Genomic DNA, 24602 nt, shown 5'->3' on the forward strand with positions numbered 1-24602 from the left:
CTTCGCAGGCGGGCGGCGCGCCGGGCGCGGCCCTGTCAGCGCAATGCCAACATCCTGGAGTAAGGTGTCGCTTCCCCTTTACGAGATCCCGCACGGAGCAGAACTTGAAATACCGCAAACTCGGCCGTACCGACCTGGATGTCAGCCTGATCGGACTGGGCACCATGACCTGGGGCGAGCAGAACACCGAAGCCGAAGCGCACCAGCAGCTGGATTACGCGCTGGAGCGCGGCGTCAATCTGGTCGACGTCGCCGAGATGTACCCGGTGCCGCCCAAGCCTGAAACCCAAGGGCTGACCGAGACCTGCATCGGCACCTGGCTGGCGCGCGGCAAGCGCCGCCAGGACATCGTGCTGGCCAGCAAGGTGGCCGGCCCCGTGCGCGACCCCAAGCGCCCCGGCCATATCCGCGACGGCAAGACCTTCCTGGACCGCAAGAACCTGACCGCCGCCCTGGACGCCAGCCTCAAGCGCCTGCAGACGGACTACCTGGACCTGTACCAGCTGCATTGGCCCGACCGCACCACCGCCACCTTTGGCCAGCTGAACTATCCCTGGGTCGAGGACGAGCACACCGTGCCGATCGAGGAAACGCTGTCGGTCCTGCAGGATTTCGTGCGCGCCGGCAAGGTCCGCCACATCGGCGTGTCCAACGAAACGCCGTGGGGCGTCAGCCAGTTCCTGCGTCATGCCGAGAACCAGGGCCTGCCGCGGATTGCGTCGATCCAGAATGCGTACAGCCTCTTGAACCGCGTGTTCGAGATCGGCCTGTCGGAATTCACGCACCATGAAGGCGTGGGCTTGCTGGCCTATTCGCCGCTGGCGATGGGCATGCTTTGCGGCAAGTACCTGGATGGCGCCCGGCCGGCCGGCGCCCGCCTGACGGTGTATTCGCGCTTCACCCGCTACAGCAACGCGCAGGCCGAGGCCGCCACGAGCGAGTATGTGGCCCTGGCGCGCCAGCATGGCATCTCGCCCACCCACCTGGCCCTGGCCTGGGTGAACCAGCGCCCGTTCGTCGCCAGCAACCTGATCGGGGCGACCTCGCTCGCGCAGCTGAAAGAGAACATCGACAGCGTGGAGGTGAGCTTGTCGCCCGAGGTGCTGGAAGCGATCAACCAGATCCACGTGCGCCACCCGAACCCGGCGCCCTGATCGTGGACTGATCGCAGACGGAAGGGAGAAAGCCCATGGCGCCAGGAGCGTTGCGGGTTTTCCGGCATAGGTGTCCATGAGGCTCTGACGGTGAGACAGGGCTTCGCATTCGAGCAAAGTAGGCCTAGCTGCATTGCGGGTCTACGCCCTTCGATTATGGGGACAAATCTATGCTCTTTGGATCCAATGACTTACACTCAAATCTGGCCCGCACTTGGGTCTAGCCTAGAGTCAGGAATCATGTCGAAGCGCGAATGGGATTATGCCTTACATATCAAGGGGGTTAGCTTCAATACCCTTGGTTTGGCACGCCTCGCGGATTACATGAAGGAATTCGCGTCGCTACTCGGCGACGATGCGCGGCCGACTTTCGCGGGGGCGGTGAAAGGCAGCGTGGTGTTGCGGGCCCGAGATCATAGCGAGTATCCCGTCCTAACAAAGTCGCGAGTGCGGCAGGCCGCGGCGGGCACTGAATCGCCTGGCCATAACGCCTATGAGAGGATTTCGTCTTTGATGCGCCGTGATGGCGCGCGAGGACAGATCATTGATCGCACGGATAATGTTCTCGCGACCTTCGCACCCCATGTGCCTGCCAACGACGAGATGCCGGAAATAGTCATCCCTGATGAAGGGGAGTTGGATGGCGTCGTTGTGGGAGTTTCCGGGGCCGATGACACAGCGCACATCCGACTACAGGCCTCATCCGGCTCGATCTATAGCATCACTGTGCGGGATATGGCATTGGCGCGAGATTTGGCAACACGATTTCGCGCAAGCACGGTTCGCCTTCATGTTCACGGGACATGGAAGCGTACTGCGGCGGGTGTGTGGGAGCCGCATGCTCTATATGGTGATCGCTTTGAAGATCTGAATCAAAGCGATGCATATGAGACGTTCTTGGAGTTGGCTGCCATACCTGGAAATGGCTGGGCAACCACTGAGGATGCCGACGAGGTATGGAAAAGGATCCGGGGAATAGATGATAGTCGCGCTTGACGCTAACTGTCTCGTCAAATGGGCTGGTCAATCGAAGTCGGATGATATCGCCCGGCTTGATGATCTGTTGAAGTCGGTGGCTGCCAAAAACGGCAAGATTGTCATTCCCATGCCGTGTTTCGCCGAATATTTAGTCGGCACGGACGAAGCCACTGCTGCTTGGATTGGCGCCCTTGAACGAAGGAAATCGGTTGCACTCGCGCCGTTTGACCGCCGTGCTGCCTTTGAATGCGCATTGCTTGACCGTCGAGCGTTGTCCGCAGGGGATAAGAAGGGAGGACGCCAGGAACCTTGGCAGAAGATTAAGATTGATCGGCAGATTATCGCTATAGCTCGTGTGCAACGTGCAGATGAGCTGATCTCCGATGATGGTGGCCTGCGGTCAACAGCATTGTCGACCGGGTTGGTCGTGCGAGCCATTTCGGATTTGGATCTACCCAATTCCGCGAGGCAAACGACCTTGGATCTTCCCGAGACCGAATAGGCTCCAGAACCACTTGGGGCCTCCATCTGCTACCTAACGGGCGCAGAATGCGTCAACTTATCCCTCTTGATAAGTGCTGCCTCTCATCGATCTTTCAGGGCGTGAATCGTGCGTGGTCATCATTGTTTAAGGCCCCTCAGGTAAGACCGCAAGTACTCCGACAAAACGGGATGTTTCTTCAAGTCATCCAGATCCTCTTCTGCGAACATCACTCGGTCTATAGGATCCTGAACGCCGCTCCAGCCGGAAAACTTGACAATTACAAAAGCTGAGCGTGGCTCGATTTTTCTTCCGGCTTCTATCTGGTCATAGAAACCATTTTCGAGGCAAATGGGATGCAGAAAGTCGTAGAAGCGGTAGCGCCAGTATTCCTCGTGTTCATCTAGGACGATTTTATGTGCGTCAGGGCAATGCATGAGACTACGGAGGCACACGAAGCGTTCAAGATGTCGGGCGGTGGTGAGCCAGATAACTCGATCCGCTTTCGGACGACTGGCTTTGCCCCTGTCGGTAAAGATATCCCATGCGCGCTCAAGCGACAGGATCGCTTGTCGCGCCAGAAGATCATTTCGCTTGAAAGTGGAATCGGATCGGTAGACCAGAAGTCCGATTAAAAAAGCTAGACTCGTGGCTACCGCACCGAATGCCTGAAAGGCATTGGAAATTTCCGTTTCCATGTTCAACTCTCTCGCCAATTTCGAAGGCTGCATTGTGCCAGCGAGGGGCGAATGAGTCTTCGAACCTTTCCATTTTCTCGGGAGCTTCATACCCAGTTTCGACAGGCTGCGATCGAGCGTTTGTAGCATCATTGCAAGAATCCATGCCTATAGATCCTCGGAAATGCCAGCCTCAAGTTCCAGGCGGACGCCGGCCCGCCGGGATCACCTGGCGGGCGCCGCCACGTCCCAGATCCTGTCGGGCGCGAAGTTCTGCTGTTCCCCCTTCTTGGCATAGCCCAGGGGGTTGGCGATGATGCGGCAGCCGTCCTTCACGTAGTCTTGCGCGCAGTGCAGGTGGCCGTGCAGCCAGTAGTCGGCCAGCGGCAGCAGGCCGTCGAGCGCGTTGCAGAAGCCCGCCGTGCCGGCGGTGACGCCGTAGCGCGGGTCGGCGCTGGCAAGCGTGGGCGCAAAGTGGGTGATCGCGATGGTCGGGCCATCGAAGGGCGCGCGCAGGGCGGCGTCCAGCCATTGCTGGCAGGCCAGGCCCTGTTCGCGCATCTGCTCCGCCATGAAGGGCGCGCCGTGCCGGCGCATCTCGGCCTTTTCCAGATAGAAGTCCGCCGCGCGGAACGCCTTGGCGCGCTTTTTCAGGACATCGCCGATGGTGTCGCCGGCGGCGGCCAGCGCGTCGAAATCCGTCCACAGCGTGGTGCCCACGAGCCGCACGCCGTCGATCACGCAGGTTTCCCGTTCCAGCCATCGGATGTCCAGCGAGTGGCACAGTTCGCGCAGGCGGTCGTGCGTGTCGTCGAAATCCAGGTTGTCGTATTCGTGGTTGCCCGGCACGTACACCACGGGCGTGGGCCAGCCGTTGCGCGGCGAATAGCTTCCCAGCCCGAAATCCGTTCCGTTCAGCCGCGAGCCCCGGCGGTACGAGCCGATGTCTCCCGCCAGCACGAGCAGGTCGGCGCCGGGCGCGGGCTGCGCGAGGAAAGTGGGGTCGGACTCTAGGTGCAGGTCGGAAAGCAGTTGGATCTTCATGGCCGCTATCTTAGGCGACGCCGGCCGGGGCTGCCGCTGCGAGGCAGGCCCCATCCGTGCGACACTTTCCACAAGGACCGACCCACCCCGCAACCAGGAGGAAATTTCATGCGTATAGCAATCGCCGCGGCCGCCGCGCTCTTCATGGCGTCCGGCGCCCAGGCGCAGGTGCTCAAGTGCGACAAGGCGTCCACGCAGACCGACATGAATCTGTGCGCCGACCAGGCCTACCGCAAGTCGGACGCCGACCTGAACGCCGCCTACAAGGACCTGATGACGCGCCTGAAGGACGACAAGAACGGCGCGACCCAGTTGCAGGCGGCCCAGAAGGCCTGGCTGTTTTTCCGCGATGCGGAATGCGCTTTTTCGTCCGGCGGCACCACCGGCGGCAGCGCCTATCCCATGGTGCTGAGCATGTGCCTGGACAAGCTGACGCAGGCGCGCACCAAGGAGCTGCGCGCCTACCTGAAGTGCGAGGAAGGCGATACGAGCTGCCCCGTGCCGGCCAAGCCGTGATGGCCGCCCAGCAAGCAGGCGCGGCCATGGCCGAGCCGGACCCGGGCCTGATCCTCGATGACCGGGGCGTGCCGCGCTGCTTCTGGCAGCCGTCCATGCCCGACTATCACGACCACGAATGGGGGAGGCCGGTGGCCGACGACCGCCGGCTTTACGAAAAGATCTGCCTGGAGGGCTTCCAGGCCGGCATGGCGTGGATCACCATCCTGCGCAAGCGCGAGGCGTTTCGCGCAGCCTTCGATGATTTCGATTTCGAGCGGGTGGCGCGCTACACCGACCAGGACGTAGACCGCCTGATGGCGAATGCCGGCATCGTGCGCAACCGCAGCAAAATCCTGTCGGCGATCAACAACGCCCGCCGCGCGCAGGCGCTGGCCGAGGAAACGGGCTCGCTGTCCGGCTGGCTGTGGAAGCATGAGCCGCCCGCGCACGAGCGCCCCGGCACGGTGGACCGGGACTACTGGGACAGCAATCCGACGTCGACGGCGTCGGTCGAACTCTCGCGCGCCTTGAAGCGGCGCGGCTGGACCTTTGTGGGGCCGACGACCATCTACGCATTCATGCAGGCCGTGGGCATGGTCAACGATCACATGAGCGGCTGCGTTTGCCGCCAGGACATCGAAGCCGCGCGGGCGCGCTTCAGGCGGCCCGGATAGCGGGGCTTTCTTGATCCAGCCTTTGTAGGTGCTTGAGTTAGTTGCGGTTCGCAAGTATATTGGTTGCGCACCGCAACTTCAGGCGAGCGCCATGGATCTCATCGACTTTCCCTCGCAGTCCCGAGAAAAGACCATCCAGGACCTGCGGGAGTTTTCCCGCAAGCTGGTTCGCGAACTGGGCTTCATGCGCGCGTCGCTGGCCGGCAGCGACCTGGCGCCCTCGGCGGTCCACGCCATCATCGAGATCGGCCTGCAGCCGGGCATCCAGGCGCGCGACCTGGCGGCGATCCTCAGGCTGGACAAGTCCAATACGAGCCGGCAGGTGGCCAAGCTGGAATCGGCCGGGCTGCTGGCGCGCGAGGCCGCGAGCGACGACGCGCGTTCGTCCAGGCTCTACCTGACCGACGCCGGCAACAAGCTGCGCGCGCGGATCGACCAGTTCGCCACGGACCAGGTGTCGCACGCGCTGCGGCGCCTGTCGCCGGCCGATCAGGAATCGCTGATCCGCTTTCTGTCCTTGTACGCCGACGCGCTGTCCAGCGAAAACCCCAACGTGGCCGCCGCGAATGCGGCCGGCGGGATCGAGGACCAGATCCATCAGGGCTATCTGCCCGGCTGCATCGGCGACGTCGCCAGCCTGCATGCGCGCTACTACGCGCAAGCCTCGGGCTTTGGGGTGTATTTCGAACGCAAGGTGGCGACGGAGCTGTCCGGATTCGCGGAAGGCTTGCCCGAGGCGGGCAAGAACATGTGGCTGTACGTGGACAACGGCAGGACGCTGGCCTCCATCGTCATCGACGGAGACCTGGCCGCCCGCCAGGCGCATTTGCGCTGGTTCATCGTCGACGAGTCGCTGCGCGGCATGGGCGTGGGCCGGGCCTTGCTGGCGCGGGCCATGGCCTTTGCGGACACGCACTACGACGAAACCTATCTGTGGACCTTCAAGGGCCTGGACGCCGCCAGGCACCTGTATGAAGCCGCGGGCTTTACGCTGACCCACTCGTCGGAAGGCAGGCAGTGGGGCAGCGTGGTGGTCGAGCAGCGGTTCAGCCGCCGCCGCGGGGCCTGACCGGTCGCGCTTCAGATCACGCTGATGCGCAGCTCGGCCAGCAGCGCTGCCGCCTGGGTCTGGGAGATGGTGGCGCCCGCCAGGCGCGCCGCGGCGGTCAGGTCTATGCCGCTCAGGTCGACCTCGCGCAGGTCGGCGCCTTCGAAGCGGACGTTCTTCAGGTTGGCATTGCGCAGGCTGCCGCCGTGGAAGACAGTGTCGCGGAAATCGCTGCCGGCCAGGTCGGCGTCCGAGAAGTCCAGCTGAAGGATGTCCGACTTCCGGAACGACACGCCGCGCAGCAGGGCGCCGACGAGCAGGCATTCTTCCAGGGACCAGCCCAGGCATGCCATGCCGTCGAAATCCGAGCCCGTCAGCTTGCAGCCCTGGAACCGGGCCGAGGCCAGCCTGGCGCGGCGCCAGTTGGCGTTGTTGAGGTCGCAGTTCTGGAACGCGGCGTCGCTCGCGTCAGCCGAGGCGAAGCTGGCTTGCCCGCCGCGGCAGCGCAGCCACCGGGTGTCGGCCAGTGTGGCGCCCTGAAAGGAGGCGCCGGCGATTGCGCAAGCGGTGAACTGGAAGCCGCGCAGGTCCAGGCGGGAAAAATCCGCGTCCTGGAAGTCGCAGTCCTGGAACGACAGCGCGTTGCCAGCGGCCTGTTCGATCAAGGCCTGCATGGCCTTTCTATCCACCTGCTGGCCCGCCAGGGGCTCGATGGTTGCTTGCGTCATGCCATTCGTCTCTGTTGATTCAGCCGGTGCGGCGGAGAGCCGCGCAGGCCCCAAGGATAGCAAGCGGCCCCATCCCGCGCAGGCCGGCTACAGGAACATCTCGCTTTCCACGCAGAAGGCCACCAGTTCCTGGTCGGTCTGCACGTTCAGCTTGCGCATGGCCGAGATCTTCTGGCCGCTGACGGTCTTGACGCTGCGCTTGAGCGTTTCCGCCACCTGCATCATGGATTCGCCGCGTATGAAATGGCGCAGCACTTCGAATTCCTTGGGCGACAGGCTGTTGATGCGCTCGCCGATGAATTTGCTGCGGGAATCCACCGTGTCGTCGCGCTGAAACCCCGGGGGATAGTATTTCCGCCCCGCCTGCAGCGTGTGCAGCGCGGTGACAATTTCAGCCAGGTTGTCGCGCTTGAACACCACGGCGGCGACGCCCGCGTCGTAGAGCGCGGAGATGATCATCGGGTTCGACACCATGGTCAGCACGACGACCCGCGCGGGCGGGAAGTGCCGGGTCAGATACTTGACGAGGCGCATCCCGTCGCCATAGCTTTCGTCGCCGGGCATGGAGTAGTCGGTGATGACCACATGCGGCAGCTCGCGGGCCAGGTGGTCGACCAGCGCGGTAGGGCTGGCCAGCGCGGCGATGACGTGGAAGCTCAGTTCCTTCTCGAGCAGGTCGCGCATGCCCATCAGGACCAGCGGGTGGTCGTCGGCGAGGACAATTCTGAGTCTTTCCATTCGATAGCGCTGTCAGATGGACCTTGGGGTTATCGGGTGGATTTTGCATCAAGCGTCAGACTTGAACCAGGAGATTGCGGAGTTCACGAACCAGGCCGGACGCGTCCTGAAAGGCCCTTGCGCTCGGGCCGCCGCGGATCAGTTTTTCCTCGATGGCGTGGACGCTTGCCGACAGCGCCGCCATTCTCATCAGCAGCAGCGCGCCGCTCATGCGGTGCAGTATCTGCAGGGCGAGCCGCAAGTCGTGGCTTGCGATCGCGCTTTCCAGCCTGGCCAGGTCGCTGTTCATGGTGTCCAGGAACAGGGTCCGATACCTGGCCGGGAGCAGGGGTTCGATGGGCTTCACTGCGCCGCGCGCTGAAGGGCGCGGCCGTCCGCAACGAGCATCTTGCAGTCGCCAGGCATGTTCAGTTCCGGGGTTCCTTCACTGCCTGCAAGGTTTGCCGCAGGAGGGGCAGGGGCAAGGGCTTGACCAGCAGGGTGTTCATGCCCGCGCTCGTCCCGCGCCGCAGTTCTTCGGGAAAGGCGTTGGCGGTGATTCCGAGGATGGGCTTTTCATAGCCGCGCTCCCGCAATCTGCGGGCCAGTTCATAGCCGTCGACCCGCGGCATGTTGAGGTCGGTCAGCACGGCGTCGAAGCTCATCAGGTCGGGCAGGGCCAGGGCCTCCTGGCCATTGGCCGCCAAGGCCACCGAGCAGCCCAGGTGTTCGAGCTGCTCGCGCAGGATCACCTGGCTGATGGGGTTGTCTTCGGCGACCAGGATGCGCAGCGCCAGCGGGTCTGGCTGCGCATGGGGGCCGTAAGGCGCTGCCAGCGCCGCGCTGCCCTGCGCCTGTTGCACCGCATGTCCGATGCCGGCGAGGCTATAGGCGCTGGCGAACCAGCGGCGGGGGGCGTCGTCGGCGCGCGGCCGCAGCCCCGGAGGGTGGACGATGACCCGGGGCCCGCTCCAGTTGGCGGGTTCCGGGGCGGGCGGCCAGGCCTGCAGCAGGACCGCGGGTTCGGCGGGAGGCGCGCCGTTCGACGGATAGGGCGGCGCCATGGCCCCCCAGCGGCGCAGCCAGCCGCGCAGGTTGGCCACGACCTCGGGGACGGCGCCCAGCACGTATACGGTCATGCTGTCCAGCCTGAGCGGATCGGCCTCGGGCGTGTCCGGCGCAAGCGGCAGGCGGATGTCGAACGTGATGCTGGTGCCCAAGCCCGGCTCGCTGACGGCGTTGAGCTTGCCGTTCATCAGGTCGGACAGGCGCCGGCAGATGGACAGCCCCAGGCCGGTGCCGGGCGTATGCACCCGGCTGTCGCCGTCCACCTGGTAGTAGGGCTCGAAGAGGCGCGCCTGGTGTTCCGGCGCGATGCCCAGGCCCGTGTCCGCGACCTGGAAGCTCAGGCCGGCGCCGTCGGGGCCGATGCCGGCCAGTTTCAGGCGCAGCACGATCTGTCCGGAATCCGTGAACTTGATGGCGTTGCTGACCAGGTTGTCCAGGATCTGCCGGATGCGGGTGGCGTCGCCGACCACGGCATCGGGCGTGTCGGGGGCGGCCACCGCGTAGCTGCGCAGGCCCTTGACGTGCGCGCGGGCGGCAAAGCTTGCGACCACGTCGTTCAGGAGTTTGGCCGGCGAGAACGGGGCGTACTCCAGCATGGCGTGGCCAGCCTCGATGCGGGACAGGTCCAGCGTGTCGTTGATGGTGCGCAAGAGCGTCGCGGAGGACTGCTGGATGGTTTCCAGGTACTGGGCCTGCTGGCTGCTGACGGGCGTCAATGAAAACAGCTCGAGCGTTCCCAGGATGCCGTAGAGGGGCGTGCGGATCTCGTGGCTCATCGTGGTGAGGAACACCGTCTTGGCGTGGCTGGAGGCTTCCGCGTCGCGCTTGGCCTGAAGCAGCGAGTGTTCGACGCGCTTGAGCGCGGAGATATCGCTGATGCCGCAAAGCACTACGGCCTCGCCGCGGTAGGTCATGGGCGCGAAGGTCAGGTAGGCGCTGCGGCCATCCCGCAGCTCGTGTTCCCGTCCGGCCTGCTCGCCCATGCAGGAGAGGATATCTTCCCGCCAGATCGGCGAGCCACGGAACCAGCGCCGCGCCATGTCGTTGGACAGCACGACCGCGCCGTCCGAGCGCCGCAGCAGGCAAAGGCCCACGGGCGCCGCTTCGATCAGCTTGCGGTTCAGGGCCTCGGTGTCCGCCAGGGCTTCGTACTGGCGCCGCGCGGGCAGGACAAGGCGGCGGCGGATGTGGCGCACCAGCAGGATGACGATGGCAAACAGCAGCAGCGAGACGATGGCTGCCGCTTGCAGCGCAAATGCGTTCTCTTGCAGCACCCGCCGGAGCGGCGTGTAGTAGACGAGCCGCCAGCCGTTTTCGCCAACGGACTTGCTGAGCGCCAGGCGGTCGGGCAGCCGGCCGTTGCCGTACAGGCCGAAGGAGTCCTTCGCGATGGCGTGGCCGAACACGCCGTCCGCGATGTTCGCCCCTGGGCCATGCAGCATGGTCCGGCCCTTTTCATCGAGCAGGACATAGCTGCCGCCTGTCTCGCGCGAGAGATCCACGGCGGCGTCCACGCCGGCGACTTCCAGCCCGAGCCAGCCGGCCTGCGGGTTGGCGAGGTCCAGCGGCGTATAGAGGAAGAGCTGACGCGCGGAGTCGTCCCTGGGGGCGTGCAGCCATACGATAGGCGCCTGCCCGTCCGCCTGGTTCTGGGTTTTGATTTTGGCCAGCGTGCTGGCCAGCCACTGCTGCGTGTGCGCGGCGATGGCCGGCGGGGCGGGCTCGCCGTCCGCCGCGATGCGCACGGTTCTGGCGTGGCGCATCGAGCTGTAGACGAGGCCGGATTTCGCCTGGGCGATGTCGTAGAGGTCGCGGTGGGTGAGGATGAGCGCCCAGTCGAACGCGGCGGGCTCTTCCTGCAGCGGCAGGACTTCGACCTGCCGGGAGGCATCGAGGTAGGAAGGAGCGTCCGCAAAGGAGATTCTCCTGGCGTTGAGCACCGCCGATGCGGAGATGGACCGGAGCAAGGCTTCGCGCCGGTCGAAGAAGAGCTGCGCCTCGTAGGCCGCCGCGTTCATCTGGCGGCGGTAGGTGGACACGACGTTGCTGAAGGCCCAGTACAGATAGAGGGTGGCGCCCGCCGCGATGCACGCGAGCAGGGCCGCTGCAAGAAAATGCAGAAGCAGGGAGGCCGTGCGCGGTGCGGCCTGGGGGTCGAGCGAGAGGGCGTCACGGTCGTCTACCAGCATTTGATGCATGGTAGGAACGCGCGCCCGGTCAGAGAATAAGAAGAATCTCAAAAGCGCCGGCGGCGCTGTGCGAGAAAATCGTGGCGCGGCCGCGCCTGGTTGGCCGCGCCTAGCCGGCCACGCCTAGCCGGCCGCGCCTAGCCGGCCGCTTCCGATTGCAGCCGGCCCAGGATGAAGCCGTCGACGGCGCTGGTGCGTCCGCGCCACAGCGTGGGCTGGCCGGCGATGGGCGTGCCGTCCGCCGTGAAGAACAGGGCATCCGCAAGGTGGATGTAGTTTGGCAGCGGGTCGGCCGGCTGGGGCAGGCGGAAGACGTCGCCCAGTTCCGCGAGCGACGCGCGCACCGTCTTGCGGGTGTCCGCATCCAGCGAGTCCAGCGAGCTCGTGAAATTGACGGCGAAGCTGTCGAAGTACTCGGCGCCGGAAATGATGGACCCCGACACCAGCATGCCGCCCATTTGCAGCGTGACGCCGATGCTCTCGATCTGGCTGCCGTTGTTCACCAGGTTGACCAGGAACTGCAGGAAGGCGTCTGCCTCGGGGGCGCCGCCGGCGGTCTGGCCGAGGGTGGGGGCTATGGTCATGGAAGGGATCTCTGGAAGGTTCGCAAGAGCCACAAGATACTCGAACGGCGTGAAAAATACACAGCCGCAATAGGGGGATAAAAGGCCGATTCGGGTATCTGACCGGATCTTCCCGCCGCCCGCATGCGCGGTAACTTGCCAGCCTGAGGGGCAGTCCCGCAACGGGCGGGGAGCCCGCGGCGCACCGTATTCTTTTGGAGCACTCCATGAGCATCGTCAATTCCTTGGGCATTGCGGCCGGTTCCAAGCCATCCGCCGCGGCCTCCCGTTCCGGCTCGGCCGACGGCGATTTTCGCGCCGCCTTCGCCAGCGCGACCGAGCGCGGCCGTTCGGCCATGGCGGGTGGCGTCTCGGGCGCTTCCCAGGCGGCGCCTTCCCAGGCCGAACAGGAATTCATGGACTATGCCTCGATGTCGCTGGAGGACAAGATGTTCTATGCCGCGCTGGCCAGCCTGGGCATCTCCAAGCAGGAGTACGACGCCATGTCGGCGGCCGAACGCCTGGAAATCGCCGAGCAGGTCTCGCTCGTCATGCAGCAGCTCGCCAAGGCCGAGAACGCCCAGGAAATGCTCTGAGGCGGCTACAGGCCGCCTGCCGAGCGCGCCAGGCTGCGCGCCAGGCGGTCTTGCGCGAGTCGCAGGCGGTCCTTCAGCTCGGCGGGCGCCAGTACGTCGAACTCCACATCCAGCGCCATCAACCAGTACACCAGCGAATCCAGCGCATGGTTGGCGCAACGCAGCAGGCAGCGTTCGGCGTCCAGCGCCTCAAGCTCGCCGGCTGACGCGGGTATGCGCGCCGCCATGGCTGCGCGCGGCGCGTGCAGGATGACCCGGGCCAGCTCGGAATAGGGCGGCGCGCTCACCGAGCGCGATACGTAGGCGCGCAGGTCCCCGCCTTCCGGCGAGGGGCGCGGCGCGAAATGGCCGCCCACGCTGGGCGCGCCCGCGATGCGGTCGATGCGGAAGGTGCGCCAATCGTCGCGCGCCGGGTCCCAGGCCACCAGATACCAGCGATGCCCCGTGTGCGCCAGTCCCTGTGGCTCGACCTGCCGGGTGCTGGCCTGGCCGCGGCCGTCGGAGTAGTCGAAGCCGATGCGCAACTGGTCGCGGCAGGCGGCCGCCAGGGTGGCGAGCACGGCCGCGTCCACCCTGGGGCCGGCGCGCTCCATCGGCACGATGGACGAACGCAGCGCGTCGACCCGGCCGCGCAGCCGCGAGGGCATGACCTGCTCCAGCTTCACCAGCGCGCGCAGCGCGGTTTCCTCGATGCCGCCCACCGTGCCGGTGGCGGCCGTGCGCAAGGTGATCGCGACGGCCAGGGCCTCGTCGTCGTCCAGCAGCAGCGGCGGCAGGGCCTGCCCGGCGCGGAAGGCGTAGCCGCCCGCCACGCCGCTGCTGGCGTGTACCGGGTAGCCCAGCTCGCGCAGGCGGTCGATGTCGCGGCGCAGCGTGCGGGGGTGGATCGCAAGCGCCGCGGCCAGCTCGGGGCCGGCCCAATGGCGGCGGGTCTGCAGCAGCGAAAGCAGGCGCAGGAGGCGGTTGCTGGAGGTGAGCATGGCGGCACGATAGTGCGAATCGAGGGCGGAATCTGTCCGCAATGGATTCTACAGTGGACCCCGTTGTCAGCGGCATGCGCCGCGGCCTTCCCCCCTAACGAATTGGAGATTCGCCCATGTCTATCGTCCTGTATTGGCACCCCATGTCCAGCGCCTCGCCGGTGGCCAGCGCCCTGGCTGAACTGGGTGTGCCCCACGAACGCGTCAAGGTGGACATCAGGACGGGCGAACAGCGCCGCCCCGAATTCCTGGCGCTGAACCCGAACGGCAAGGTCCCGACACTGACGGTGGACGGCGCGCCCATGTTCGAAACGCTGGCCATCCAGCTCTGGCTGGGCGAGCGCTACGGCGTGGAGCGCGGGCTGTGGCCCGCCGCCGATGCGCCCGAGCGCCTGTCGGCGATGTCCTGGTGCGCGTGGGCTTACGTCACCTATGGCGCGGTGATATCGCGTTTGCACGTGGCCGCGCACGGGGATGAATCGCGTCGGGACGCCGCCCAGGCACAGGCGGCCATCGACGATCTCAGCGCCTTGCTCGCCGTGCTGGACGGCCATCTTGCCGCGCGCGCATGGGTGCTGGGACCGGCCTACTCGCTGGCCGACCTGGTGGTGGGCTCGGTGATCGGCTACACCGCCTTCCTGGGCGCGCCGGTGGCCGCGCACCCGCATGTGCAGGCCTGGCTGAGCCGGGTGCAGGCCAGGCCCGCGATGCAGGGCGACATCTAGGCCCCGGGGGGCCGGCGTTCAGCGCAGCGGAATCGCGACGGGGCGCAAGGGCGCCGCGTCGCCGCCGCGGATCTTCAGCGGACCGCCGATGAAGGCGAATTCATAGACCTTGTCGCGCGACAGCTCGTCCAGCGCGATCAGCTCGATGATGGGCACGCCCTGCTGGGCCAGCAGGTAGGTGTGCAGCGGCACGTAGTCGTCGGCGACCTCCGACGGGAACGTCTCGAAGCTGAGGTTGTCGGCGCCCACGATCATCGCGCCGCCTTCTTCGACCAGATAGCGCGCGGCGTCCAGGCCCATGCCCGGCGGATTGGCCATGTAGGCCTTGGGATCGCCGTAGTGCTTCATGCGACCGGTGCGGATCAGCACGATGTCGCCGCTATGCAGGGTGGTCTTCTGGCGGGCGAGCGCCGCCTTGAGGTCCTGGCGGGTGATGCGGTATTGGTCCGGCAGCTCCTCCACGCCTTTTGCCGCCGCCACGTCGATCATCACGCCGCGCGCGATCAGCGGCGGGAACTTCTCGATGCCGCCGCGCTTCCAGCCCCGGTCGCCCAGGTGCTCGTCGGCGGCAAAGCCGTTCCAGATCTTGCCGTGGATGCCGAAGTGGTTCAGCGCGTCGATGTGCGTGCCCGTGTGGCTATACATGGAGAACGCGGTGCCGGTGTAGCTGCGGGCGGTGTTCATGTCCCGGCCGACGCCCATCGGATCGTCGATCTCCGTGCCGCGCGGCGTGTGCGTCATCCAGAACTGATACTTCGGGTCGCCGGCGTCCTGCCAGCTCGGCATGCCGACGTAGTAGTCGGTGGCCAGGTCGTACACCTTGTCGCCCTTCAGGCGCGACAGGACCGCGGCGCGGGATTGCGGCGTGATGAGGTTGAGGCGCCCGATCTCGTCGTCCGGCCCCCACGGGCTGACGCCGACCTGCTGCGCGGGCGCATGGTCGGCCATGGCGGCGGGGCGCTGCGGCCCGCCGTGGGCGTGCGCGGCCAGGCTGCCCGCGCTCATCAGAATCAGGCCGAGCAGGCGACGGGAAATGCGGAAAGTCATGACGGTGTTCCTGTAGGAATGGCATCGATTGCCGATGGATGCCAGCTTACGGAGCAGGGGCCGTCCGAGTAAGCACGCCGCGGTGCGGACAGTATTCGCTGGCGGTCAAGAATCCGCGGGCATGGCGGCGGGAAGATGCTCGGCCAGGAAGTCGATGAAGGCGCGGACCTTGGGCTGCAGATGCCGGTTGGTGGGATAGACCGCGTAGACGTGGCGCGCCGGGGCCGCCAGCGCCGGCAGCACGCGTTCCAGTTGTCCGGCGGCGATGGCGGGATGGGCCAGGAAGGACGGCAGCGCGCCGATGCCCAGGCCGGCCACCAGAAGGTCGCGCAGCATCAGGCTGTTGTTGACCTGCGTATGCGCGCCCGCGGGCAGCGCGTACGCGGGCGCGTCGGCGTCGTCGTCCTGCGCAATGCCTGCCGCATGCGCCAGGCTGTAGGCCAGCATGCCGTGGCGTTGCAGATCGCCGGCCGTCGCCGGGCGTCCGCGGCTGTCCAGGTAGGCGGGCGCCGCGCACAGCACCTGCGTCAGCGAAGCCAGGCGCCGTGCCACCAGCGTGGAGTCGTCCAGGCTCGCGCGCAATCGGATGGACACGTCGAAGCCATGCGCCACCGCGTCGACCAGCCGGTCTTCCATGGCCAGGTCCAGCGTCACCTCCGGATACTGTTTCAGGAATCGCGCCAGCAAGGGCGACAGCACGCTCAGCGCGAACGACAGCGGCGCGTTCACGCGCAAGCGTCCCGAGATGCGCTGCGATTGCTGCTTGACCGATTTCTCCAGCGAGTCCAGTTCGTCCAGCAGCCGGCAGCAATCGGCGTAGTAGCCCAGCCCGACCTCGGTAAGGCTCATCTTGCGCGTGGTGCGCTGGATGAGCACCACGCCCAGGTGCGCCTCCAGGGCGCGCAATTGCTTGCTCAGGCCCGCCGATGACATGCCGAGGTCTTCGGCAGCCTTGGCCAGGCCGCCAAGCTCGACGATGCGCCGGAACGTGCGCATGGTGTTGAAGGTATCCATGGACCGCTCACCACCCCCAGCAAGTGCCGGCCGCCGGCTTTCCGCAAGTGCGGTAGTTGACGGCGAACCACAGCTTGCCGGCCCCGCGCGGGCTGGTGTCCGCCTTGACGTCGTTGCGCGGAAGTTCCTCCAGCGTGTCGCGCGCCTTCTTGGTGGGCGTGCCGCTGGCGGCGTTGGGAACCAGGGCAATGCGGCCCAGGCTGGCCGCGTCGCGGTCGTCGAATACGATGTCGGCGTCCTTCAGCGCGCTCATCTTCAGCGATGCGTCGCGCACGGCGGCGGCGTAGCTGTCGTTCGAGCCGGCGCCGATCAGGTCCTTGTCCAGCGTGCTGACGGCGAGGATCTGCGCGGCGGCGGCCGGCGCCTGCGTCTTGTACTGGTCCAGCGCGGGCAGCTGGCCGCCCGCGGCCTGGCGGCGCAGCCAGTCGCCCCACAGGAATTCGGCGAATTCCGGCAGGTTGCCGTTGCTGTAGGCGATGTCGCGGGTGAAGTACACCAGCGAGCGATAGCGGTCTTCCTGCATGCCGCCGGCTTCCTGGGCGTTGGGCAGGCCCAGGCGGACGGGCAGCTGATCGACGGTGATGGGCTGGTTCTGGCCGTCGCGCAGCCAAGCGCGGCGTTCGTCGACCATGCGCTGCCAGAAGGCGGCGGCGGTGGCCAGGCTGCTGTAGTTGGCGTCGACCTTGACCCAGACGGGCAGCTTGGGGCCGCCATCGGATATCTCGCGCAGCGCGGAAAACGTGTGATGGCCGTCGGTCAGGTAGAGGTTGCCGTCCCAGCCGACGACGACCGTCTTCAGGTTGGCGGCGAGCGAGCCCGGCGCGCTTGCGCAGGTGAAGGTGGCGGGCTGGTCCAGCCGGGCGGTGCGCGCCTCGGCGATGCTCTGGAATTTCTGCGCGCGCTTGCCGCCGCCCATGTCTTCGCAGTAGTCGTCGAACTTCTTGCCGACGGTGTTGTCCAGGTAGTCGAGCTGTTGCGCGGGGCTGGCAGCCCATGTCGCGCGGTCGAAGTCGCCTTGCCAGCGGCCCAGCTTGTAGTAGATCTGGTCGTAGCCGATGGCGGCCTGGGTGGGATGCAGTTCCTCGATGAGGACCTGGATGACATCGCCCGGCTTGGTTTCCAGCCAGGCCGTGTTGCGCGCGGGCGTTTCGGGCGGCGGCGCCGGGGTTTCGACGACGGGCGGCGTGGCCGGGGCGTCATCGCGGTCGTCGCCGCCGCCGCCGTTGCACGCGGCAAGGGCTAGCGGCAGCAGGGCCAGGGCGAGGGCGCGCAGGAGGGCGCGCGGCCGGGCCGGCATCGGGAAGGATCGGTCGGAAAGCGAGGTCAGGGGCATGGCAGTTCTTGGGGCGGCATTAAGTGAGGCTCGATCATGCCGGACGCTTGTTGCCCGGGCATTGCACCGCGGGTCGCGCAGGCAAGCCCGGCTGCGTCCCGCGCCGCCGCGCGGCGTTCATAATACTTTGGCATTCATCAAAACCACGACTTATCGACAACGGAGGCTGCCGACCATGGCAATCATCAAATTCTGGCGGGTTTTCGTCGTGCTTGCGCTGGCCGCCATCGGCGGGGGCGCCGTAGCGGGCGACCGCGCCGCCCAATTGCTGGAAGCCTCGGGCAAGGGCGAGACCGCGCGCGTGCGCGAACTGCTGGCCCAGGGCGCGCCGCTGGAGGCGCGCGATGCGCAGGGCAATACGCCCCTGCTGCGCGCCACCCAGGGCAATCACGCGGATGCCGCGGGCGCGCTGATCGAGGGGGGCGCCGATGTCAACGCGCAGAACCGCATGCAGGACAGCGCCTACCTGCTGGCGGGCGCGCAAGGCTATCGCCAGATCCTGGACCTGACGCTGCGCCACGGCGCCGACTTGAAGAGCACCAATCGCTATGGCGGCACGGCCCTGATACCCGCCTGCGAGCGTGGGCACGTGGAAGTGGTGCGGACCTTGCTGCAGGCCGGGGTGGACCCCGACCACGTCAACCGGCTGGGATGGACCGGGCTGCTGGAGGCGATCATCCTCAGCGATGGCGGGCCGCGCCATCAGGCCATCGTCGCGCTGCTGATCGAGGGCGGCGCGGATGTGAACCTGGCCGACGGCGATGGCCGCACTCCCTTGCAGCATGCCCGCCAGCGCGGGCAGGCTGCGATCGTCCAGCTTCTGGAGCGCGCGCATGCGCGTTGACGGAGCCTGCATGCGGATGGGAAGGCCGGCGCCGCAGGGCGGGCCGGCCGCCGGCAGGCTTAGAACTGGTGGCGGACGCCCACGCCCGCCGCGGTGCTCTTCAGGCCGTCGATGAACGCGTAGTCCGTGCCGTACGAACCGTAGGCGTACAGGTTGGTGCGCTTGGACAGGTCGTAGGTGTAGCCCACGCTGTAGACGTTCATGTTGGCGTCGTCGCCCGTCAGCTTGTCGTTGGACGGGGCCACGTGCTGCCACGAGGCGAACAGGCTGCTGGCGCCGCCGACGGGCAGGGTCGCGCCCAGCATGTACGAGTTGGCCTTGAAGCCGTCCACGAAGCGGTTGGTGCCGAACTCATCGCTGAAGGGCGTGCCGGCGGGCAGGTCCTGGCCGACGAACCAGCCGTCGGTGGTGCGGCCGTAGGCGGCGGCAAGCTTCACGACTTCAAGGTCATACGACACGCCCAGCGCGTATTGGCGCGGCGTGGCGCCGTTGTCGATGGAGCCGCCGTTGGCGCCGTTCAGCTGGTCGTAGGTCAGCGCCACGTTCAGCGGACCCTGCACGTAGCGCAGGCCGGCGGTGATGCCGCGCGTGTTGTCGGCGGTGCGGAAACCCGTCTGGTCCTCGGTGGTGTCGTCCGCATTGAACGAGTAGCCCACGCCGAGTTCGAACCCGTTTACGGACGGGGTGCGGTACATGACCATGTTGTCCCAGCGCATGGTGTTGGCCGCGCTGAAACCCAGGCCCAGGTTGGATTGGGTGTAGCTGGTGTCGAAGGGATCGATGGCGGCCAGGTAGTTGGAACCGACCGTGGCCTGGCGGCCGAATTCGAGCGAGCCCCACGCGTCGTTGGCCAGGCCGATGGTGGCTTGGCGGCCGAACATGCGGCCCGATTGTCCGCGCTGGCCGTTGCCGGAATCAAATCCGCTTTCCAGCTTGAAGACCGCGCGCAGGCCGTCGCCCAGATCTTCGGAACCGCGCAGGCCCCAGCGGGAGCCGGCCTGGATGCCGTTGATCATGCCGAGTTTGCTACCGCTGTATCCATCGCCCTTGATCTTGTTGTAGCCAAGGCCGGTGTCGATAACGCCATAGAGGGTGACTGACGGTTCTGCCTGCGCAATGCCTGCGAAAGAGGTCAGCATTGCGGCGGCGAGCAGCGTCTTTTTCATCCGGGGAACTCCTGGAGTGAGGGTGGGAAAAACAGAATCGGGTCAGGCTTTGCGGCGCGCGCGCTTTTCTTCGCGCACGAAGATCGCTACCCCGACGATCACCATCAGCGCCAGGGCGTACCAGGTGACGGCATAGACCAGGTGATTGTTCGGGAAGCTCAGCACGGTCAGGCCCCCGACGGGGGCCTGGGCGGGGTCGCGTCCGGCGCTGGAGGCCGCGTCGGCGTCGATGAAGAACGGCGCCACGTCCGTCAGGCCGCGGGCGGCGGCGATAGCCGGCAGGTCGCGGGAGTACCAGAGGTTGGACGCGGGGTCATTGTTGCGCAGGAAGCCGCTGCCTGGTTCGCCCATGCGCAGCAGGCCCGTGACATGGGCTTCGGCGGAGGGCTGGGCGATGGTGGCCTGGCTCTTGCGCCATTCGGGCAGCACGAAGCCGCGGTTGACCAGCACCGTGCCGCCGTCGGGCAATTGCAGGGGCGTCATGACCCAGTAGCCGCTGCCCAGTTCGGTGGCGGCCTGCACCAGCGTCTGGCGGTCGAACTGATACGTGCCGGAGGCGGCGACGTGGCGGTATTCGGCGTTGTCGGAGGTCAGCCCGGGCCATTCGGCCTTGGGCGGCGCCGGCGTGGCCGGGGCATGGGCGCGCTGCTCGACCTGCGCGATCAGCGCGCGCTTCCAGGCAAGGCGATGCACCTGCCAGGTTCCCAGGGCGCACAGGCCCGCGAACAAGGCGACAGCAAGCACCCCCAGGATGAACAGGGTGGCCTTGCTGCGCGGATTACGGGAGGCGTCGCGTGAAGAAGTGTCTTTTACTGCTGCCATCAGGGCATTTTCCGCATGTCGTGTGTGGACATGGGCATCATATTGGCGTTCAAGTGATACATGATCCAGATTGACCCGCTGAGCGTGATTACGACCAGCACCAGCGTGAATATTAACGCCAACATATTCCAGCCGCTTTCGGACTTGGTGTCCATGTGCAGGAAATAGATGATGTGGACCACGATCTGCACGACGGCAAAGGCGAGTATCACCAGGCCCGTGACGCGCGAACTGGCAATGACCCGGTCCATCACCAGCCAGAACGGAATGGCGGTCAGGATGGCCGCCAGCACGAAGCCCGTCGCATAGCTCTTGAGAGTGCCGTGGGCGGCGCCGTCATCGTCGTCGTGGTGGCCGTCGTGGCCTTGATGGCCGCCGTGGCCGGTGTCGGCCAGGTTATCCATGTGCGAGCTCATGGCAGCACTCCCATCAGGTAGACGAAGGTGAACACGCCCACCCAGATCAGGTCCAGGAAGTGCCAGAACATGGACAGGCACATCAGGCGGCGGCGGTTTTCGGGGATCAGACCGTGCATGCGCACCTGGATCATCATCGTGACCAGCCAGACGATGCCGAAGGTGACGTGCAGCCCGTGCGTGCCGACCAGCGCGAAGAAGGCCGTCAGGAAGCCGCTGCGCTGGGGCCCCGCGCCCAGGTGGATCAGGTGCGTGAACTCGTACAGTTCCAGCGACAGGAAGCCCAGGCCCAGGATGCCGGTGACCGCGAGCCACATCTGCGTGGCGCCGATGCGCTTGCGCCGCATCTCCAGCATGGCAAAGCCGTATGTGATCGAGGACACCAGCAGCAGCGCGGTGTTCACGGCCACCAGCGGCAGGTCGAACAGGTCGGCGCCTGACGGGCCCCCCGCGAAGTTGCGCCCCAGCACGCCGTAGGCCGCGAACAGGCAGGCGAAGATGAGGCAGTCGCTCATCAGGTAGATCCAGAACCCGAGCAGCGTGCCGTTCTTGGGATGGTGTTCGCCCGGAACGTAGAACACGGGTTCCGGGGACGGCGTCGCGCCGCCGGGCAGGGGAGGGGCCAGGGTATCAGACATGTTGCGCCAATAACCGTGTGCGGGCGTCTTCCGTGGTCACGACCTCGTCGGTCGGCACGTAGTAGTCGCGCTTGTAGTTGAAGGTATGAATGATGGTCACCAGGATCAGCGCCGCGAACGACAGCACGACCAGCGGCCACATGTGCCAGATCAGCGCAAAGCCCATCACCACGCTGATCGCCGCCAGCACGATGCCGGCCCAGGTGTTCCTGGGCATGTGGATCGGGATGAATCCCAGCCGCGGCCGTTCGTAGCCGTGCTGCTTCATCTGCCACCACGCGTCCAGGTCATGCACGCGCGGCGTGAAGGCGAAGTTGTAGTTGGGCGGGGGCGAGGACGTGGACCATTCCAGCGTGCGGCCGTCCCAGGGGTCGCCCGTGTAGTCGCGCAGCTGGTCGCGGCGGCGGTAGCTGACCACGAGCTGGATGATGAAGCTGGCGATGCCGCAGGCGATCAGCAGCGCGCCGAAGGCGGCCACCTGGAACCAGATCTGCAGGGACATGTCCTCGAAGTGGTTCACGCGGCGCGTCACGCCCATCAGCCCCAGCACATACAGCGGCATGAAGGCCACGTAGAAGCCCACCAGCCAGAACCAGAACGAGCACTTGCCCCAGAACGGGTCCAGCTTGTAGCCGAAGGCCTTGGGGAACCAGTACGTGATGCCGGCCATCAGGCCGAACAGCACGCCGCCGATGATGACATTGTGGAAGTGCGCGATCAGGAACAGGCTGTTGTGCAGGGCGAAGTCGGCGGGCGGCACGGCCAGCAGCACGCCCGTCATGCCGCCGATCACGAAGGTCACCATGAAGCCGAGCGTCCACAGCATGGGGACTTCGAAGCGGATCCGTCCGCGGTACATGGTGAACAGCCAGTTGAAGATCTTGGCGCCGGTCGGGATCGAGATGATCATCGTCGTGATCCCGAAGAAGGAGTTCACGCTGGCCCCGGACCCCATGGTGAAGAAATGGTGCAGCCAGACCAGGTACGACAGCACCGTGATGACGACGGTGGCGTAGACCATGGACGCGTAGCCGAAGAGGCGCTTGCGGCAGAACGTGGCCACCACTTCGGAGAAGATGCCGAAGGCCGGCAGGATCAGGATATAGACCTCGGGGTGGCCCCAGATCCAGATGAGGTTCACGTACATCATGGCGTTGCCGCCGAAGTCCGCGGTGAAGAAGTTGGTGCCCAGGTAGCGGTCCAGGGACAGCATCGCCAGCACCGCGGTCAGGACGGGGAAGGCGGCCACGATCAGCACGTTGGTGCACAGCGCGGTCCAGGTGAAGATGGGCATGCGCATCATGGTCATGCCGGGGGCGCGCATCTTCACGATGGTGACCAGCAGGTTGACCCCGGACAGCAGGGTACCCACGCCCGCTATCTGCAAGGCCCATATGTAGTAGTCGACCCCTACGTCCGGACTTTGCGCGATGCCCGATAAAGGCGGGTACGCCAGCCAGCCGGTGCGCGCGAATTCGCCTACGAAGAGCGACATCATCACCAGGATGACGCCGCCGGTCGTCATCCAGAAACTGAAGTTGTTCAGGAAGGGAAAAGCCACGTCCCGCGCGCCGATCTGCAGCGGCACGATGTAGTTCATCAGGCCCGTGACGAGCGGCATGGCCACGAAGAAGATCATGATCACGCCGTGCGCGGTGAAGATCTGGTCGTAGTGGTGCGGCGGCAGGTAGCCGGCGGAATCGCCGAACGCCACCGCCTGCTGCAGGCGCATCATGATGGCGTCCGCGAAGCCGCGCAGCAGCATCACGATGCCCAGGATCACGTACATGATCCCGATCTTCTTGTGGTCGATGCTGGTGAACCATTCGTGCCACAGATAGCCCCACTTCTTGTAGTAAGTGATGGAGCCCAGCAGCACGAGGCCGCCGGCGGCCACCATGAAGAAGGTGATCAGCAGGATCGGTTCGTGGAAAGGAATGGCGTCCCAGGTCAGACGACCGAAGATCAGCTTGGTGAGGTCTGGTTGATCAGGCATCTCGATTCCCGCGTAAAGACCACGATTTCATGAAGCCCAGCGTCGTCCGGTCCGGGCGGGCCGCTACAGCACCAGCCCTTCGGTGGACGTGCACATGGCGCCCACGTATTTGCGCGGCGGCGTATCCGTCAGCCCGAGGCGCTCGCGCATCTCCGGGTCCATGGTGGCGATGTTGCGCGCGCCCGGGATGCCCATGCCGCCCTGGGCGTCGATGGCCATCGCGTCCCGCATGCACATGCGGTTGGGCTCCACGCAGCGGTTCACGATGGCGTCGAAGAGGCCGGGCGCGACAGAGGCGTAGTGCTGGACCGGGTTGCGCTCGCTGGGCTGCTCAAGCTTCAGGTAGGTCTCGCGGCTGAGCGCGGCCGTGGACTTGCGGGCGTTTTCCACCCACTGGTCAAAGCCCTGCTGGTCCAGGCCGTGGAACTTGAAGCGCATGCCGGAGAAGCCCGAGCCGCTGTAGTTGGCGGACAGGCCCTCGTATTCGCCTGCGTGGTTGATCACCGCGTGCAGGGTGGTCTGCATGCCGGGCATGGCGTAGATCTGGCCGGCCAGCGCGGGCACGAAGAAGGAGTTCATCACCGTCGACGAGGTGATCTTGAACTGGATGGGGCGGTCGACGGGAGCGGCCATTTCGTTCACGGTCGCGATGCCTTGCTCGGGATACAGGAACAGCCATTTCCAGTCCAGCGCCACCACTTCCACCACCAGCGGCTTGGTGCCGGCGGGGACCTCGCGGCCTTCGGACAGGCGCGCCAGCGGGCGGTAGGGATCGAGCTGGTGGGTGCTGACCCAGGTCAGCGCGCCTAGCGCGATGATGATCAGCAGCGGGGCGGCCCAGATCAGGAGCTCCAGCATGGTGGAGTGGTTCCAGTCGGGGTCGTAGCGGGCTTCCTTGTTGCTGGCGCGGTAGCGCCATGCGAACAGCAGCGTCAGGATGATCACCGGCACGATGATGATGAGCATCAAGCCGGTGGAAATAATGATCAGGTTGCGTTGCTGCAGGGCGACGTCGCCGGAAGGCGAGAGCAGGACCGCATTGCATCCGGCGAGCAATGGCAGGGCGGCAAACAGGATCAATCCGCGGAGCCTTGGGAAGGACGACATGACCGTACCCCGAAACGTAACCGTGGGAAGTAAACGCAACACTACGCTGGAAGCCGCGAAAAATCTAGGGTAAAAAGAGCAAAAGTATGCACGGCAACG

General features: G+C 65.9%; 26 protein-coding genes. 9 read left to right on the forward strand and 17 right to left on the reverse strand.

Annotated features, from left to right (window positions below; translation table 11 throughout):
- Nucleotides 1-104 precede the first annotated feature (104 nt).
- From ACFWP0_RS08125 to ACFWP0_RS08135, 3 genes are all read left to right on the forward strand, one after another.
- The gene (locus tag ACFWP0_RS08125) at nucleotides 105-1154 is read left to right on the forward strand and encodes an NADP(H)-dependent aldo-keto reductase (RefSeq protein WP_377841044.1); all 1050 of its coding nucleotides are present in this window, start codon (nucleotides 105-107) and stop codon (nucleotides 1152-1154) included.
- Nucleotides 1155-1394: 240 nt separating this feature from the next.
- Nucleotides 1395-2150: a hypothetical protein gene (locus tag ACFWP0_RS08130; protein WP_377841045.1), complete on the forward strand. Its 756-nt coding sequence runs from the start codon at nucleotides 1395-1397 to the stop codon at nucleotides 2148-2150.
- A complete protein-coding gene (locus ACFWP0_RS08135) occupies nucleotides 2134-2634 on the forward strand; it encodes a hypothetical protein (RefSeq protein ID WP_377841046.1) in 501 nt (166 codons plus the stop codon). The genes ACFWP0_RS08130 and ACFWP0_RS08135 overlap by 17 nt, the downstream gene beginning before the upstream one ends.
- Nucleotides 2635-2753: 119 nt before the next feature.
- On the opposite strand, the gene ACFWP0_RS08140 is transcribed toward ACFWP0_RS08135, so the two are convergent.
- Both ACFWP0_RS08140 and ACFWP0_RS08145 read right to left on the reverse strand, forming a co-directional pair.
- A complete protein-coding gene (locus tag ACFWP0_RS08140) occupies nucleotides 2754-3443 on the reverse strand; it encodes a hypothetical protein (RefSeq protein WP_377841048.1) in 690 nt (229 codons plus the stop codon).
- 72 nt (nucleotides 3444-3515) lie between these two features.
- Nucleotides 3516-4334 carry a metallophosphoesterase gene (locus ACFWP0_RS08145; protein ID WP_377841049.1) on the reverse strand — a complete coding sequence of 273 codons (819 nt, stop codon included), beginning with the start codon at nucleotides 4332-4334 and terminating at the stop codon, nucleotides 3516-3518.
- Between the two features lie 108 nt (nucleotides 4335-4442).
- Here ACFWP0_RS08145 and ACFWP0_RS08150 point away from each other — a divergent pair, with 108 nt between their 5' ends.
- The 3 genes from ACFWP0_RS08150 to ACFWP0_RS08160 all read left to right on the forward strand — a co-directional run bounded on the left by ACFWP0_RS08150 (nucleotide 4443) and on the right by ACFWP0_RS08160 (nucleotide 6575).
- Entirely contained in the window at nucleotides 4443-4850 is a 408-nt protein-coding gene (locus ACFWP0_RS08150) for a lysozyme inhibitor LprI family protein (protein ID WP_377841051.1), read from the forward strand.
- Nucleotides 4850-5506, forward strand: a complete 657-nt coding sequence (locus ACFWP0_RS08155; protein ID WP_377841052.1) for a DNA-3-methyladenine glycosylase I — start codon at nucleotides 4850-4852, stop codon at nucleotides 5504-5506. The genes ACFWP0_RS08150 and ACFWP0_RS08155 overlap by 1 nt, the downstream gene beginning before the upstream one ends.
- A 91-nt stretch (nucleotides 5507-5597) precedes the next feature.
- The gene (locus ACFWP0_RS08160; protein ID WP_377841054.1) at nucleotides 5598-6575 is read left to right on the forward strand and encodes a GNAT family N-acetyltransferase; all 978 of its coding nucleotides are present in this window, start codon (nucleotides 5598-5600) and stop codon (nucleotides 6573-6575) included.
- 11 nt (nucleotides 6576-6586) lie between these two features.
- On the opposite strand, the gene ACFWP0_RS08165 is transcribed toward ACFWP0_RS08160, so the two are convergent.
- The 5 genes from ACFWP0_RS08165 to gvpU form a co-directional block, all read right to left on the reverse strand.
- Nucleotides 6587-7282 carry a pentapeptide repeat-containing protein gene (locus ACFWP0_RS08165; protein WP_377841056.1) on the reverse strand — a complete coding sequence of 232 codons (696 nt, stop codon included), beginning with the start codon at nucleotides 7280-7282 and terminating at the stop codon, nucleotides 6587-6589.
- 87 nt (nucleotides 7283-7369) lie between these two features.
- On the reverse strand, nucleotides 7370-8020 hold the full coding sequence (locus ACFWP0_RS08170) for a response regulator (RefSeq protein ID WP_377841057.1): 651 nt from the start codon (nucleotides 8018-8020) through the stop codon (nucleotides 7370-7372).
- Nucleotides 8021-8075: 55 nt separating this feature from the next.
- Nucleotides 8076-8366 carry an Hpt domain-containing protein gene (locus ACFWP0_RS08175; protein WP_377841058.1) on the reverse strand — a complete coding sequence of 97 codons (291 nt, stop codon included), beginning with the start codon at nucleotides 8364-8366 and terminating at the stop codon, nucleotides 8076-8078.
- A 61-nt stretch (nucleotides 8367-8427) separates the two neighbouring features.
- Nucleotides 8428-11256 (reverse strand): ATP-binding protein, encoded by a 2829-nt coding sequence (locus ACFWP0_RS08180; protein ID WP_377841059.1) that lies wholly within the window; start codon nucleotides 11254-11256, stop codon nucleotides 8428-8430.
- A 137-nt stretch (nucleotides 11257-11393) separates the two neighbouring features.
- Nucleotides 11394-11840 (reverse strand): gas vesicle accessory protein GvpU, encoded by a 447-nt coding sequence (gene gvpU / locus ACFWP0_RS08185; protein WP_377841060.1) that lies wholly within the window; start codon nucleotides 11838-11840, stop codon nucleotides 11394-11396.
- Between the two features lie 206 nt (nucleotides 11841-12046).
- On the opposite strand from gvpU, the gene ACFWP0_RS08190 reads away from it, so the two are divergent.
- Complete coding sequence (locus ACFWP0_RS08190; protein ID WP_377841061.1) at nucleotides 12047-12415, forward strand: hypothetical protein; 369 nt, start codon at nucleotides 12047-12049, stop codon at nucleotides 12413-12415.
- 5 nt (nucleotides 12416-12420) lie between these two features.
- Here ACFWP0_RS08190 and ACFWP0_RS08195 read toward each other — a convergent pair whose 3' ends face one another.
- Nucleotides 12421-13395, reverse strand: a complete 975-nt coding sequence (locus tag ACFWP0_RS08195; protein WP_377841062.1) for a helix-turn-helix transcriptional regulator — start codon at nucleotides 13393-13395, stop codon at nucleotides 12421-12423.
- A 116-nt stretch (nucleotides 13396-13511) separates the two neighbouring features.
- On the opposite strand from ACFWP0_RS08195, the gene ACFWP0_RS08200 reads away from it, so the two are divergent.
- The gene (locus ACFWP0_RS08200; RefSeq protein ID WP_377841064.1) at nucleotides 13512-14120 is read left to right on the forward strand and encodes a glutathione S-transferase family protein; all 609 of its coding nucleotides are present in this window, start codon (nucleotides 13512-13514) and stop codon (nucleotides 14118-14120) included.
- An 18-nt stretch (nucleotides 14121-14138) separates the two neighbouring features.
- Here the strand turns inward: ACFWP0_RS08200 and ACFWP0_RS08205 are convergent, their stop codons facing one another.
- The 3 genes from ACFWP0_RS08205 to ACFWP0_RS08215 form a co-directional block, all read right to left on the reverse strand.
- Nucleotides 14139-15167, reverse strand: coding sequence for a cyclase family protein (locus ACFWP0_RS08205; protein ID WP_377841065.1), 1029 nt, complete (start codon nucleotides 15165-15167; stop codon nucleotides 14139-14141).
- Between the two features lie 105 nt (nucleotides 15168-15272).
- A complete protein-coding gene (locus ACFWP0_RS08210) occupies nucleotides 15273-16181 on the reverse strand; it encodes a LysR family transcriptional regulator (protein WP_377841066.1) in 909 nt (302 codons plus the stop codon).
- Between the two features lie 7 nt (nucleotides 16182-16188).
- Complete coding sequence (locus tag ACFWP0_RS08215) at nucleotides 16189-17514, reverse strand: ParB/Srx family N-terminal domain-containing protein (protein WP_377841067.1); 1326 nt, start codon at nucleotides 17512-17514, stop codon at nucleotides 16189-16191.
- 175 nt (nucleotides 17515-17689) lie between these two features.
- On the opposite strand from ACFWP0_RS08215, the gene ACFWP0_RS08220 reads away from it, so the two are divergent.
- Nucleotides 17690-18358 carry an ankyrin repeat domain-containing protein gene (locus tag ACFWP0_RS08220; protein WP_377841068.1) on the forward strand — a complete coding sequence of 223 codons (669 nt, stop codon included), beginning with the start codon at nucleotides 17690-17692 and terminating at the stop codon, nucleotides 18356-18358.
- A 59-nt stretch (nucleotides 18359-18417) separates the two neighbouring features.
- On the opposite strand, the gene ACFWP0_RS08225 is transcribed toward ACFWP0_RS08220, so the two are convergent.
- From ACFWP0_RS08225 to cyoA, 6 genes are all read right to left on the reverse strand, one after another.
- Entirely contained in the window at nucleotides 18418-19524 is a 1107-nt protein-coding gene (locus ACFWP0_RS08225; RefSeq protein WP_377841070.1) for a porin, read from the reverse strand.
- Between the two features lie 42 nt (nucleotides 19525-19566).
- The gene (locus ACFWP0_RS08230; protein WP_377841071.1) at nucleotides 19567-20346 is read right to left on the reverse strand and encodes an SURF1 family protein; all 780 of its coding nucleotides are present in this window, start codon (nucleotides 20344-20346) and stop codon (nucleotides 19567-19569) included.
- Nucleotides 20346-20750, reverse strand: a complete 405-nt coding sequence (gene cyoD / locus ACFWP0_RS08235) for a cytochrome o ubiquinol oxidase subunit IV (protein ID WP_377841197.1) — start codon at nucleotides 20748-20750, stop codon at nucleotides 20346-20348. The genes ACFWP0_RS08230 and cyoD overlap by 1 nt, the downstream gene beginning before the upstream one ends.
- Before the next feature lie 8 nt (nucleotides 20751-20758).
- The gene (gene cyoC, locus ACFWP0_RS08240; protein ID WP_377841072.1) at nucleotides 20759-21400 is read right to left on the reverse strand and encodes a cytochrome o ubiquinol oxidase subunit III; all 642 of its coding nucleotides are present in this window, start codon (nucleotides 21398-21400) and stop codon (nucleotides 20759-20761) included.
- Complete coding sequence (gene cyoB, locus ACFWP0_RS08245) at nucleotides 21393-23396, reverse strand: cytochrome o ubiquinol oxidase subunit I (protein WP_377841074.1); 2004 nt, start codon at nucleotides 23394-23396, stop codon at nucleotides 21393-21395. The genes cyoC and cyoB overlap by 8 nt, the downstream gene beginning before the upstream one ends.
- A gap of 63 nt (nucleotides 23397-23459) precedes the next feature.
- Nucleotides 23460-24503, reverse strand: coding sequence for a ubiquinol oxidase subunit II (gene cyoA, locus ACFWP0_RS08250; protein WP_377841075.1), 1044 nt, complete (start codon nucleotides 24501-24503; stop codon nucleotides 23460-23462).
- Nucleotides 24504-24602: the final 99 nt, after the last annotated feature.

Origin of the sequence: Achromobacter sp. NPDC058515, from assembly GCF_042721735.1 — a bacterium.
In the GTDB taxonomy this organism is placed as follows: Bacteria; Pseudomonadota; Gammaproteobacteria; order Burkholderiales; family Burkholderiaceae_B; genus Achromobacter.